This window comes from Brachyspira hyodysenteriae ATCC 27164, from assembly GCF_001676785.2.
Classification (GTDB): domain Bacteria; phylum Spirochaetota; class Brachyspiria; order Brachyspirales; family Brachyspiraceae; genus Brachyspira; species Brachyspira hyodysenteriae.
Genome location: NZ_CP015910.2, coordinates 2,319,634 through 2,333,165 on the forward strand (window position 1 = coordinate 2,319,634; position 13,532 = coordinate 2,333,165).

Here is a 13,532-nt window from a genome sequence, read left to right on the forward strand (position 1 = left end):
TAATAATAATATTATTTATTTTCAGGTCTTAAAGAAGCTTTTAAATTAGAGAAAAACTCCTCCTCATTCATAGCCATTTCTTCAGGCAAATTTGCACTCATCTCTTCCAAGAATACAGAAGGTGTACACTCAACTTTTTTTCCCATTTTAGTTCTGCTCCTGCAATATGTAAGAGTCAAATGCTTTTTAGCTCTAGTCATAGCAACATAGCAAAGTCTTCTTTCTTCCTCTAATCCATTTTCATCTAAACTCTTTTGATGAGGCATTATACCATCTTCCATACCACATATATAAACATAAGGGAACTCTAATCCCTTAGCAGCATGTATACTCATAAGCATTATTCCTTTCTTTTTATCCTCATCATCATTTTGTTCTTCTATACTCATTAATAAAATTCTATCTAAATAATTTTTTAAAGTAGCATTTTTATTTGATTTCTCATATTCAAGTATGCCGTTCATAAGAGATTCTACGTTTTCCATTTTTTTAGCACCCTGCTCTTTTGTATCGCTTGAGTTTAAAATCTCATTATGATAAGCAATAACATCTAAAAATTTATTAATGTTTTCATATAGTTTAGGACGCTCTAAGGCATTTTTATCAACAGTAAATAAATTATGATAATGATCTATAACTTCAAGAAAATCTTTTATACCTGCCTTAGCCTTAGGAGAAATATCATCCATACTCTCATAATTAAGCAATGTCTCATATAATGAAACTCCATTTTTTATACTAGCTTCATTGAGATTATTTATTGCAACAGCCCCGATTCCTCTTTTAGGTATATTTATAACCCTAAGCAAAGATACTTCGTCTTCAGGATTAACGAATAAATTAAGATAAGCAAGTATATCTTTAATCTCTTTTCTTTCATAAAATTGAAAAGCTCCTACTACAGTATAAGGCAAACCTCTAAGCCTGAAAGCCTCTTCAAAAAGTCTTGACTGTGCATTCATTCTAAAAAGCACAGCAAAATCTTCATAATTTAATCTTTTACTTATAGAATAATTTATTATAGAGTCTGCTACAAACTGAGCTTCTTCTCTTTCATCTTCGCAAGGCATTATAGTAGGAGGTATTCCTTCCTCGCCTTCTGCCACTACTTTTTTATCTTTTCTTTGAGTATTATTGCTTATTACAGAATGTGCTGCTTCAAGTATTGCTTTTGTACTTCTGTAATTTTTTGTAAGCGTTACTATTTTTGCATCAGGGTATTCATTTTCAAATGATAATATATTAGATACATCAGCACCTCTGAATGCATATATACTTTGATCATCATCGCCCACAACAGCAATATTTCTATATTTTGATGCTAATAAAGTGGTAAGTTTATACTGTGCAAAATTAGTGTCCTGATATTCATCTACCATTATATATCTGAATCTCTCCTGATATTTATTAAGAACTTCAGGAAACTCTACATATAAATCTATTGTAAGATTAATAAGATCATTAAAATCAACTGCATTATATCCTTTTAAATAGCTTTGATAAACTTCATAAACTCTCTTTGCTATCTTTTCTAAATCATCATGAGGCTCTACTTCATAAGGCTTCATCAAATTATTTTTAAATCTATCTATATACCAAGCAAATAAATTTTCATCATAATTGAGAGTGTTAATTTTTATTTCTCTTAAAATATTTCTTATTAAAGTACGGCTGTCAGATGAAGAATAAATACTGAAATTATTTTTGTATCCAAGTTTTTCAATATCGCCTTTCAATACTCTAACACAAAAAGAATGGAAAGTACTTACTACCAATTGTTTTGGTTTTTCTTTTAGAAGTTTTGTTATACGTTCACGCATTTCGGCTGCTGCTTTATTTGTAAAAGTAACAGCTAGTATCTGGCTAGGAAGTACACCATGTTTTATTAAATATGCTATTCTCTCTGTAATAACTCTAGTCTTACCGGAACCTGCACCAGCCAATGCAAGCAATGGTCCGTCAATATGTTCTACTGCCTGTCTTTGTTCTTCATTTAACATTAATGCCATAATTAAAAATACCTCTCATTTTGAAGAGTTATTATATATTATATTAAAATAATGTAAAATTTATATTTTTTAGTTTTTTCATCATATTTATAAAATGCATATAAAAAATAAAATATATTTGCAAAAATATTTGAAAATGATACTATAAATAACATAATTTTTTAATTAAAAGCAATTATAAGGAAACAAAATGAATATAGATAATATTAATGATATAAGAAAAAAAGTAAAAACTGTAAAAATTGGAAATGTTTTGATAGGCGGAAATAATCCTATAAGCATTCAATCTATGACAAATACAGATACTAGAAATATAAAAGACACTGTTAATCAAATAAAATCACTTGAAGATGCAGGAGTTGATATAGTAAGACTTGCTGTTTTGGATATGGATGCTGCTAAAGCCATTAAAGAAATAAAAAATCAAACAAAAGTTCCTTTAATTGCTGATATACATTTTGATTATAGATTAGCATTAGAAAGTATGAAAAGCGGTATTGATTCTTTAAGACTTAATCCTGGTAATATAAAAGACAAAGAAAAAGTAAAAGAAGTTATAAAAGAAGCCAAAGAAAGAAATCTTACAATAAGAGTTGGAGTTAATGGCGGAAGTTTAGACAGAAGCGTATATAAAGAAGTAACTCCTGAAAACATGGTAAAAAGTGCCGCTGAACATATAAAATTAATGGAAGATTTGGATTTCACCAATATAAAAGTTTCTTTAAAATCTTCAGACATAAAAACCACAATAGAAGCTAATACTTTATTCAGAGAAAAATTCGATTATCCTATACATTTGGGAGTAACAGAAGCAGGTACTTTAAGAAGCTCTCTAATAAAAAGTACAAGTGCATTATCATATTTAATAATGCAGGGAATAGGAGACACTATAAGATATTCTATAACAGGAGATCCTGTAGAAGAAGTAATGGCTGGAAAAATGCTTCTTAAATTCTTAGGAATAAGAAATGAACCTTCTATAGAAATAATATCATGTCCTACATGCGGAAGATGTCAGGTTAATGTTGAAGAGGTGGCAAGCTTTATAGAAAAACATGTTCAGAATATAAAAAAGAATATCACTATAGCTATTATGGGATGTGTTGTAAATGGTCCAGGAGAAGCAAGGCATGCTGATTTCGGAGTGGCTGGAACAGGTGATGGAAATTTTATATTTTTTGAAAAGGAAAATGAACCTATAAAAATAGCTAAAGATAATATTATAACTTTCCTTACAAAAAAGATAGAAGAATTTTAAAAGCTAGTTTATTAAATTATATGATTAAATAATTATAAATTAGTAGGATATGTTTTTATATATTAATAATGCATAATCAGAATATATAATTTTTTTTTAATAATAAAATATTATTATTGAAAAAAATGTAAATTTATGCTACTTTTTCTTTACAATCTTCTTATAATAAAGTATAGAAAATGCATAGAAAAAATATTAGAGATATAATATTCAATATAGATGAGGCGTATAGAAATAAATTATACTTTTTATCTGAAAGACTTCTTAAAGATATAGTAGATAAAGAATTGCAATATTATAAATTATATCTTTTATATGCATATTTAACACAATTAGAAAATGATGAAGAAAAATTAAAAATATCAATTCATTACTCTTCAAAAACTATAGAATATAATAAACATTATCTATTAGCATATTGCTATAGATACAAGGCAAGCAAAAGATTATTAGAAATATGTAAAGACAATAAGTTAAAAAAACAATTAGAAAAATTAATTAGTAACGATATAAATTATTTAAAAAACTCATCTAACAATTTTATAATAAAAAAGCATATTAAAAATTTTATTAAAAATCCATTATCCTATTATGATAGAAATAAACTTATATTAAAAACTTCTTCTCAAATAAAAAAATACATGAAATATTTCAATAGAGAAAAATCAAAATATGATTATATAGACATAATGGAAAATTATAACTTCTTCATAAAAAATAATGATAATGATTATGAAGCATATAATTTAAGGGGATTTTTAAAATATAATCTTAAAATATATGATGAAGCATTAGAAGATTTTAATAAATCTATAAATCTTAATTCCAGACTTGCAGAAAATTATTATAACAGAGCAAAACTTTATTATGCATTAAAACATTATGAAGAAGCCTTAAAAGATTTCAGAAAAGCACAGAAAATATTTGTAAGAAATAATATTGATTCTCCTTTAGATATAATAAAATGCGATCATTATATAGCTTGGTGCAATTATAGTTTGATGAGAGATGAAAAAATATTTTTAGATATTGAAGTAGATGAAGATATTAATGACTTTTCTGAAGGGTACTATAATAGTGCCAAATTAAAATTCAATAAGAAAAATTATGCAGAAGCTTTGAAAATTTTTTCCAAAGTAGATAAAAATAATAAGAATTATGCAAAAACGAAATATTATAAAAATGTATGCAAACATAAAATTAACAACAATATCAATATAAATTTAATAGTTAATACTTTGAGATTATCTGATATTTATAAATATGAAAACGATTTTCATGTTACTGAAAATTTATGCAATGAAGCCTTAGAATACATTGAATCTTTAAAAGAAAAAAATGATTTTTGGTATTTATATCTTAAAGGAATTGCTTTATATGAATTATATGATATTTCTTTTTTGAATTATAAATTAAAAGAAGAGGGATTGTATTATCTTAATAAAGCTAAGGAAAATATTGAAAAAGAAAATAAATATTATAAAAGAATAGAAGAAATAATAACGGATATTACAGAATATGGTATTTGATATAAATAAAAAATCAATAGAATTCAATTATAAGGATTCCAAAAAGAAGATTTCATCTTTGAAAGATATTATAAATGATAAAAAAAATATTTACTTGATTGAAAGCGTATCAGGAAGAGAAAAAGATATTGAAAAAGCTTATAAGTTAAGAAAAATAATAATAAACAATGATAATATATTTGATTATGATCTTTCAAAAAAAATTCAGTATATAGATAAAAATGAAATTAATAATATTATAAATAAATCTAATACATATTTTTTAAGCCGTGATGCATTTATAGAATATTATAATATTTTGTACAATAAAAAAATAGAAAATGAAAAAGATATAAAAAAAATCAAAGATAAAATAAAACAGCCTAAATATATAAAACATATATTTCCGGCATATAAATTAAAAAGCAAAGAAAAAGGCAAAGAAGGTTATTTTTATTCTCTAGAAGAAATGGAATTATTTGATATTGTCATAGAATATTTTGAACTTGAAATGAGTAAGTTAAAAGATATTTTATACAGCGAAAATAATAATTATTATAATATAATAAATGCTAAAATAAAATGCTTTTATAAAAATATTCAAAATTACAAATCAGTAAATAATGATAAAATGATATATTATGATTATAAATTATACTTCATACCTTTTTTTATTTTTGATAATTTCAAGCAAGGAAAAATCACTGAAAAAGAACATAATGAACTTATAAGAATATATAGGAAATTTTATAAATCATTGAAAAAAATCAAAAAAGAAAAAAAAGAATATTCATATATGAAATTCAAATTAGATAATAAAGAAACATTTTATAAAAAAAATCTTATAAAAATATTTGAAGTATTTTCTTATGAGGATTATAAAAATGATTCATATTTAGAAGAGTATATTCAATTGCATAAAGAATTAATAGAATATCAGATAAAATATAACAGATATATAGAATATTATAATAAGTTTTTTAATGATTATATTATAAATTTTTTATATTTTACAGACAGAATTTCTAATGATGATTTTTTATATTTTAAAAAACATATAGAAGAATTAAAAAATATAAACAATGAAAATAATGACAAATATATAAATCTTACAGAAAAAGATGAAAATATAATTTATGAAACAATAATTAAAAATAATCATAAAAAAGTTATTATAGGATATATAGAATTATACAATTTTAACAAACTTTATCATAAATCATCAAAAAAGCATTATAAAAGAAGTATAGAATTAATTTCAGGGTATAATTTCTTTAAAAAAATTTTAAAATAATTTTTGAAGTATTTAAAAAAATGCATACTTCAAATGCAATATTTTATTTTTATCGTATAGTAAATGTCAAAATATTTTATAAACCTAATATTAAAGACTTATAAGGAGGTAAGGTAAAAACTAGAAAAATGATAAATATAATTGAAAAATATGCTAAATTGACTTTTTATTATTATATATTCTTTACTGATAAAATAGTTATGAATATAGGTTTATTATACAAATGTTGATTTTATGGTATATGATCTTTCTAATTATATAGAATCATTATTCATTACTTCTTATATAGGTTAAAGTAGGACTGAGATTCGGACCTAAAGCGTTTAATTAATTTGACATAATCATTTTAAATTAAAACAATCAATATTATAAAAAGCCTGTCTTATATTTTAAGCTATGAGGCAGGTTTTTTATTATTTTTTTATTAAAAAATATAATAAATTAAATTAATAACTATAAAAAACCGAATTTTACTCCATAAATAATACTAAAATACAATAATTAAAGGTATTTATTATGAAAAAAAATTATCTATTAACCATTATATTATTTATTATAATAACTTTTAATATATATCCTAATACTTATCAAAATGCTTCTATAGATAAATACCTTCTTCTTACAATTAATGGTACTATAGATAAATCTCCTATAACTATGTATATAAAAATAAAAAATCCTGATTCTATTATGGAAGGTAAAATAATAAAAATAAAAGGGCATTATAAATACGATGGTACAAATAAAACAATAGAATTGGAAGGAAATATTGATAAAAAAGGAATAACAATAAAAGCTCCTAATAATGAAATTTTTGCTTTTAGTTTGAATGAAAATCAATTATACAATATTATCAATTCAAAAAATGAAATGTATTTCAATATAAATGGAAAATGGAGAAATAGAGATAAATCATCTGAATGCAGTATAAAAAAAGTTAAATTTGTTCACTACATTTATGAACTATATATAGAAAAAGAATATAAAGGTAATTCAGGCTCTATAGGAAGCATATACATAGAAGATAAATCTTTAGCAATATATAAAGGAAGTTTAACCAATATCACATTAGATCAATTAATATACGACATGAATAATAGCCTCTATGAAAACCTAAAAACTAATAGTTCAGAAAATAATTTAAATTATACTGAATCTTCATCTATTTCTGATTATTTTGATGATAATATATTTTCTATTATGAACTATTCTGACGGATACTATGGAGAAAAGGGATTAATATATAGATCTTATGTAAGCATATTCACTACGGTTTCATTGGTAAAAATGAATAATTATTTAGGAAATTTAGTATACGATACAGAAGATTTCAGAACTTTTTTAAAAAATAAAATAAAAGAACAAACCCGCAATTATGATAATGATAATTTTGAAAAGTATTTTGATGAATATATAACTTCTCTTAATTATGCTGAAATATATTTTAATACCGACGGCTATGTAACTATTCATTTCTTTTTCGGCAGAGAAAAATTAGAATACAGCTTTATCAATATAAGCATACAAGAATTAAAACCATATATAAAATCAGATAGTTTTTACATATATCTATTTTCAGACTTTAACTTACAGCAATAATATTAAATATATTAATGTAATAATAATAAATAATTGAATAGGAAATATTTACAAATTATATATATGTGATATAATTGATAAGCGATGCTTTATGTAATAAATAATTTTATATCAACTACAAGTTGGCGATATTTCTTTTATGGTCTTGATATAGTATTGGTTGCTGTATTATTTTATATTATATATATGCTCATGTATAATACAAGAGCTTACAGCATAGCAATAGGTTTTATAATACTATTTTTTATAACTTTAATAGCAAAAGTATTTGGACTTTCAACATTATCATGGATATTTGATAAGTTTTTCCAAGTAGGACTTATAGCTATAGTAGTTCTGTTCCAAGCCGAGATAAAACATGCATTAAGAATACTTGGAGGAAGAGCTTTCTTAAAAAAATCATTCAGATATGATGAAGATCAAATTCAAAAAATATTAAGTGCTACATTCAACTTATCATATAAAGGATACGGTGCTTTAATAGTTTTCCAAAGAAATATATCTCTTCATTCTTTGGTAGACAGAGCGGTAAAACTTAATGCTGACATATCTATAGAACTTGTAGAAGCTATATTTTTTAAGAATAACCCTATTCATGATGGAGCTGCAATAATAATGGAAAATAGAATAGCAGCAGCAAGTGCATATCTGCCCCTCACAGAAATAGAGCCTCAAATAAAAAATAGAAGATTAGGTACAAGACATAGAGCAGCACTTGGTATTTCAGAACAAACAGATGCAGTAGTTATTGTAGTTTCAGAGGAAACTCAATGTGTATCTATTGTTCATAACGGTATATTAGAATATAATTTAAATAGAGAAGAATTAGATAAAAGACTTGGGGAACTTTTAGAGATTAAAAAATGAGCAGCAAAAAAACATCAGATTTAAGTAAATTTAGTTTTAAAAAAGCGTTAGCTCGTGTAACGAATAGATTAGGAATAAAATTATTATGTCTTTTAATGTCATTTTTATTATTCCTATTTGTAAGATATCAAAAAGAATATACTAAAGATTATGTTACTAAAATAGAAATAAAAAATATACCTTCAAGATTATTGATTGCAAATGATATACCTGAAAATATTACAATAACACTAAAAGGATTTAAAGATAATATTTATGAACTTCCTACAGAATTTAGTGCCTATATAGATCTCACAAATGCCGCTATAGGAAGCAATATGTATGAAGTTAATTTGGCTGGTGATATAGACTATTCTAAGATGAATATTTCAGTAAATCCAAGAGAAATACCTATAATATTAGATGAATTATCATACAAAACAGTACCTATAAAAGTACCTACTATAGGAACTGCAGCATACGGACTTACAATTGATAATATAATAGTAAATCCTTCAAACACAATAATATCAGGCCCTAAGGCTTTAATATCATCCATAGATGAAATTAAAACCTATAATGTGGATATATCCGATAAATATTTGGATTATTCTTCTATATCCAGAATACATTTACCTAAAAATATCAAATCTGATGTTTCAAGAGTAAATATCAATATTATTTTTAATAAAAATCTTGATAAAATGGAATTTACTAATATTGCAATAAGCATAGATAATTTAAATGGAAAATTCAAAATTAATGATCACAATCCTCTTATAATAGATAAGGTAGTTTTAGAAGCTAATAAAGTAATGCTTGCTAATTTATCACTTGATGATATTAAATTGTATATAGATTTACGGGATATGACAAATGTCGGTATATATTCAAATGTATCTGTAGAAGCTAATGTACCTATTTATACAAAACTTATAGATATAGAACCTTCATTCTTTGATATTGAAATAATAGAAAGAGAGATATCCGAAAGCAATACGGATGAAAGCAACTTAACTAACGAATAAGGTAAATTAGTAAATAATGAAAAGATTAAAATACGGTGATGTATTAATATTTTTATTTATAATTATTTTCTCATTTTTTTATGCTAAAAATTTGATTTCAAATAAAAGTACTAAAATAATAATAGATACTTATGATAAATCTTTTAGATATGATTTAAATACTGACAGAGAAATTACTGTTAATGGTTTATTAGGTGAATCAAAAATACTTATAAGCAATCATCAAATTATGTTTGAAAGTTCGCCTTGCAGAGATAAATTATGCATCAAAGCAGGTGTACTAAAAAATTCACCTATAATATGCATGCCTAATGGTATATCTATAAGATTCGAAAAAAATATGGAGAACAATATAGAAATTGATTCTGTAGTTCAATAGGAATATTTATGGTATTTTTAGAAAATATAAAATCTCATACAGGCAAAAGAAGAATATATGATGTAATATTTTTTGCATTTTTATCATCATTCATAGCTGCTGTTGAAAACATGTTTCCAAGACCTATACCATATTTCAGAATAGGATTTTCTTTTATTATTATATTAATGGTTGTAGATGTATTTAGTTTCAGAGAATTATTATTACTCATATTTATAAAAAATGTTTCAGTTGCTTTAGCATTTGCTTATATATTAACACCTCCATTTTATTTAGGATTATGCGGAGGTATAACATCAATCATAATAATGAAATTTATGAGTTATTTCAAAAATACATTTTCTGTTCTAGGGGTTAGCTTAGCTGGTTCTTTAATAAGTAATTTATCTCAGGCCTTTCTATCTAAATATTTATTTAAATTGCCTGATATAAGATTTTTAATAGTACCTGTATTTATATTATCACTAATAACAGGAAGTATAGTTGGAATTATCACTATGTTATTATGCACAAATAATACTAAAAAAAGTGATTCTTATGCTGATAATAATTAATTAATAGCAAGTAAAGTTTCCTGTAAAGCCTGCATATATTCTCTTGCCCTTGAAACATTAGGGTTAGCCGGATATTCTGATATAAAAGTATCTAAAACCTTATAAGAATCTGAGTATCTTCCTACTTTGAAATATGATAAACCTATATAAAGCAAAGCCTCAGCATCTAAAGTATAAACATTATTAAGTCTTACTCTATTGTAATAATCTAAAGCCTTATTATAATTCTTTTCATTGTAATATGATTGTGCTATTCTAAATAAAGCATCTTCACCATATTCTGTTCTAGGGAATAATTCAGCTATTTTTGTATAATACATTCTTGACTTTATATAATTACCTTCTACGAATGTTTTATGAGCCATAGCAGGAACCTGTATTAAATATGTTCTTACAACTTCATCATAATATATACTAGTTTTATTATATTTTAAGAAATCCTCATAAGTTTCAAATGCTCTGTCATATTCATTCATATTAAAATAAACTCTAGCTCTTCCTAAAACTGCCAATTCACCGTCATATCTTAGAAAATAGCTTAATGCTTCTCCGTATTTTTTTTGAAGGAATAATTGATAACCATACTGCACATTTATTTTTGAAGTTAAATTTGAATTTCCTGTCTGCAAATTTTCCTGCAATTTTGATATTATATACGGATCTGCATGATTTTCTAATCTTGATATATCAGCATAAGCTAAAATTGCATTTACAGAATATTGAGAAAAATCCGGATTATTAATTATATTAGCAAGTCTCTCTTTTGCCAAAGAATATTTTTTTAATCTTTTCAATGAATCTGCCACCATAAAATATGCTTCAGCTATATTATTTATTGGTCTGGATTTACTATCTATAGATAAATATTCATTTAAATTATTAATAGCCTCTTGATAGTTCTCTATTTCATAACTTCTTTTTCCTTTTTGGAAATATCTTTCAGGAGATGATAATGCTGATACTTTTGTAATAAATACTCCACCCAATATTGCTACTATAGTTATAACAGATGCCAAAACTGCTGCATAAGTCTTCATAAATCATATACTCCAATCATAAATCAGTCAAAACTTGATTTATCCAAAAATTAACTTCTTGTGTATTATAAGATTTTATACGATTAAAAACATCTAATGAATTCTTCTTTCTGCCCAAATACTTATAACATTTTCCAAGAAGAAGATTAATATCATAATATAAATTCCTGTTTATATTTCTTCTAGATATAGGCTCCAATATAGAAGCTGCCTGAGAATAATTTTTTAATTTAAATTGTGCTAAGGCTCTGTCGTATTGATTTTTATATCTGCTGTATTCACTTTGAGAAGAATTATTATTAATACTTCCACTTCCTGATGGTTTAGGATTATTAATGATATTATTGGTTAATGTAATAGTATTCGTAACAGTAACTGTGTTTGTATATATAATATTATTAACTACTGTATTGTTATTAATGTTTGTATTATATTTTAAATTATTATTCAAAACATTATTTGTTGTAATACCATTAAATGCTAAATATGATGTATCAATATTTTCTTTAGCGTTATAAAAAACTGAATCATTTATATATGAAACCACAGCATAATAGTATGTAGAAGTAATTATAGGACTATCTGCTATAACGTACATTTTTGAATCATTAGTAGCCTTTACATAATCGACTACAGTAGAATTAGAAAATGAAGATTTACCTATTATGGGATTTTGACTTCTATAAACATAATATATTAAATTATCATCTGTTATTCCTTCCCATTCTATTAATACTATATTATTATTCGTATTTGATGTAGAAATTTTTATTTTAGATACAAATCTTTCAGCATTAGGTAAATTATTTATAAATGTTTCATCATAATAAGCGGAAGTTTGTGTATATAATACATTTATTGATATATAGAAGAATATTATGCTTATAAATGCAAATAATAAATAAATACCGCTTTTTTTACTTTTCTCTCTATTCATACAATAATCCTATAAATGCTTTTTCAATTTTCGGAAATGAAATATATAAAATTTAATAAGGAATATCTATGATAAAAAACGATTTTTTAAATAAAAAAGCCGAAAAATTGACTTTCCGGCTTATTATCATCTTATAATGAACTGTATTTAATTAATTATATTTTTTCCATGGCAATGGCAACCAAGAAACCAACACACATAGAAATAACTGTGGAAGCAAGCATAGGCAAACTCATAGTTGTCATATTAGGCCATAAACTTAAAAATGATACTATTATAATACCAAGAACAAATCCGAATAAAGTAGATTTATATTTTTGAAGCAGTATAGTTACTAGTTTTGATATTCCGAATATTCCTATCACAACACCAAAGCCTAAAAATATTAAAGGAAGCAGAAGACTAAAATTAAAAGTATCAACAAATGAAGATATAAAATACGATATATTTTCATATTCTCCAAGTATTAATAATAGTAAAGAACCTGATATTCCAGGTATTACCATAGCAACAGCAGCAGCTATACCGCATAAAAATAATTTAATGCCGTAAATTAGTGAAAAATTTCCTGCATAAGTAGTTGCTCCTACAGGCTTATTAATATCAAAATATACAAATATTGCCATGATAAAAGCACCTACAAAAAACGCTATAAAAACTTTAAAATTAAACTCTTCCACTGTTTTAGTTATAAATGGAAAAGAACCTAATATTAAACCTACAAAAAATATTCTAGTAGGTATAGGATAGTATGTAAATGTATAATTTATTAGTTTTAAAAATAATACTATAGAAATAGCAGCTCCCAAAGCAACAGGAATCAAAACCTTTAAACTTTCTTTAATTTCTTCCCATTTTAATTTTATTAAAGCATTAGGTAAAATAGATATAGCATAAGTTAATTTTTCATATATACCCAATACAAATGCAATAGTACCTCCGGATACACCAGGTATAGCATTGGCAATACCTATAGCCATTCCTTTAACAAAATACGATATGTAGTTTCTCATTATTTCCTCTTTAAGATTTATTAAATATGATAAAAAGATAGGTAAAATATTTGAATAATATATAAAAGAA

General features: G+C 24.3%; 12 protein-coding genes. 8 read left to right on the plus strand and 4 right to left on the minus strand.

Annotated features, from left to right (window positions below; translation table 11 throughout):
- Nucleotides 1–11: 11 nt before the first annotated feature.
- Complete coding sequence (locus tag BHYOB78_RS10135) at nt 12–2,009, minus strand: ATP-dependent helicase (protein WP_012670688.1); 1,998 nt, start codon at nt 2,007–2,009, stop codon at nt 12–14.
- Between the two features lie 190 nt (nt 2,010–2,199).
- On the opposite strand from BHYOB78_RS10135, the gene ispG reads away from it, so the two are divergent.
- The 8 genes from ispG to BHYOB78_RS10175 all read left to right on the plus strand — a co-directional run bounded on the left by ispG (nt 2,200) and on the right by BHYOB78_RS10175 (nt 10,475).
- Nucleotides 2,200–3,267: a flavodoxin-dependent (E)-4-hydroxy-3-methylbut-2-enyl-diphosphate synthase gene (ispG, locus tag BHYOB78_RS10140; protein WP_012670690.1), complete on the plus strand. Its 1,068-nt coding sequence runs from the start codon at nt 2,200–2,202 to the stop codon at nt 3,265–3,267.
- A 179-nt stretch (nt 3,268–3,446) separates the two neighbouring features.
- A complete protein-coding gene (locus tag BHYOB78_RS10145; protein WP_020064038.1) occupies nt 3,447–4,796 on the plus strand; it encodes a tetratricopeptide repeat protein in 1,350 nt (449 codons plus the stop codon).
- Nucleotides 4,786–6,069: a hypothetical protein gene (locus BHYOB78_RS10150; RefSeq protein ID WP_020064039.1), complete on the plus strand. Its 1,284-nt coding sequence runs from the start codon at nt 4,786–4,788 to the stop codon at nt 6,067–6,069. Before BHYOB78_RS10145 ends, BHYOB78_RS10150 begins: the two co-directional genes overlap by 11 nt.
- A 516-nt stretch (nt 6,070–6,585) precedes the next feature.
- On the plus strand, nt 6,586–7,668 hold the full coding sequence (locus BHYOB78_RS10155; protein WP_020064041.1) for a hypothetical protein: 1,083 nt from the start codon (nt 6,586–6,588) through the stop codon (nt 7,666–7,668).
- Nucleotides 7,669–7,752: 84 nt separating this feature from the next.
- Nucleotides 7,753–8,535 (plus strand): diadenylate cyclase CdaA, encoded by a 783-nt coding sequence (gene cdaA / locus BHYOB78_RS10160; protein WP_012670694.1) that lies wholly within the window; start codon nt 7,753–7,755, stop codon nt 8,533–8,535.
- Complete coding sequence (locus BHYOB78_RS10165; protein ID WP_020064042.1) at nt 8,532–9,542, plus strand: CdaR family protein; 1,011 nt, start codon at nt 8,532–8,534, stop codon at nt 9,540–9,542. Before cdaA ends, BHYOB78_RS10165 begins: the two co-directional genes overlap by 4 nt.
- 16 nt (nt 9,543–9,558) lie before the next feature.
- Nucleotides 9,559–9,921: a NusG domain II-containing protein gene (locus BHYOB78_RS10170; RefSeq protein ID WP_012670696.1), complete on the plus strand. Its 363-nt coding sequence runs from the start codon at nt 9,559–9,561 to the stop codon at nt 9,919–9,921.
- 8 nt (nt 9,922–9,929) lie between these two features.
- On the plus strand, nt 9,930–10,475 hold the full coding sequence (locus tag BHYOB78_RS10175; protein ID WP_012670697.1) for a Gx transporter family protein: 546 nt from the start codon (nt 9,930–9,932) through the stop codon (nt 10,473–10,475).
- On the opposite strand, the gene BHYOB78_RS10180 is transcribed toward BHYOB78_RS10175, so the two are convergent.
- From BHYOB78_RS10180 to BHYOB78_RS10190, 3 genes are all read right to left on the minus strand, one after another.
- The gene (locus tag BHYOB78_RS10180) at nt 10,472–11,512 is read right to left on the minus strand and encodes a tetratricopeptide repeat protein (protein ID WP_020064043.1); all 1,041 of its coding nucleotides are present in this window, start codon (nt 11,510–11,512) and stop codon (nt 10,472–10,474) included. The two genes, BHYOB78_RS10175 and BHYOB78_RS10180, sit on opposite strands and share 4 nt — an antisense overlap.
- Nucleotides 11,513–11,528: 16 nt before the next feature.
- Nucleotides 11,529–12,449: a tetratricopeptide repeat protein gene (locus BHYOB78_RS10185; protein ID WP_020064044.1), complete on the minus strand. Its 921-nt coding sequence runs from the start codon at nt 12,447–12,449 to the stop codon at nt 11,529–11,531.
- 155 nt (nt 12,450–12,604) lie between these two features.
- Nucleotides 12,605–13,462: a DUF368 domain-containing protein gene (locus BHYOB78_RS10190; RefSeq protein ID WP_020064045.1), complete on the minus strand. Its 858-nt coding sequence runs from the start codon at nt 13,460–13,462 to the stop codon at nt 12,605–12,607.
- Between the last annotated feature and the right edge of the window lie 70 nt (nt 13,463–13,532).

Excerpts from the sequence above, each read along its gene's own strand:
- BHYOB78_RS10135 (WP_012670688.1), bottom strand. The coding sequence starts at position 2,009 with ATGGCATTAATGTTAAATGAAGAACAAAGACAGGCAGTAGAACATATT.
- ispG (WP_012670690.1), top strand. The coding sequence starts at position 2,200 with ATGAATATAGATAATATTAATGATATAAGAAAAAAAGTAAAAACTGTA.
- BHYOB78_RS10145 (WP_020064038.1), top strand. The coding sequence starts at position 3,447 with ATGCATAGAAAAAATATTAGAGATATAATATTCAATATAGATGAGGCG.
- BHYOB78_RS10150 (WP_020064039.1), top strand. The coding sequence starts at position 4,786 with ATGGTATTTGATATAAATAAAAAATCAATAGAATTCAATTATAAGGAT.
- BHYOB78_RS10155 (WP_020064041.1), top strand. The coding sequence starts at position 6,586 with ATGAAAAAAAATTATCTATTAACCATTATATTATTTATTATAATAACT.
- cdaA (WP_012670694.1), top strand. The coding sequence starts at position 7,753 with ATGCTTTATGTAATAAATAATTTTATATCAACTACAAGTTGGCGATAT.
- BHYOB78_RS10165 (WP_020064042.1), top strand. The coding sequence starts at position 8,532 with ATGAGCAGCAAAAAAACATCAGATTTAAGTAAATTTAGTTTTAAAAAA.
- BHYOB78_RS10170 (WP_012670696.1), top strand. The coding sequence starts at position 9,559 with ATGAAAAGATTAAAATACGGTGATGTATTAATATTTTTATTTATAATT.
- BHYOB78_RS10175 (WP_012670697.1), top strand. The coding sequence starts at position 9,930 with ATGGTATTTTTAGAAAATATAAAATCTCATACAGGCAAAAGAAGAATA.
- BHYOB78_RS10180 (WP_020064043.1), bottom strand. The coding sequence starts at position 11,512 with ATGAAGACTTATGCAGCAGTTTTGGCATCTGTTATAACTATAGTAGCA.
- BHYOB78_RS10185 (WP_020064044.1), bottom strand. The coding sequence starts at position 12,449 with ATGAATAGAGAGAAAAGTAAAAAAAGCGGTATTTATTTATTATTTGCA.
- BHYOB78_RS10190 (WP_020064045.1), bottom strand. The coding sequence starts at position 13,462 with ATGAGAAACTACATATCGTATTTTGTTAAAGGAATGGCTATAGGTATT.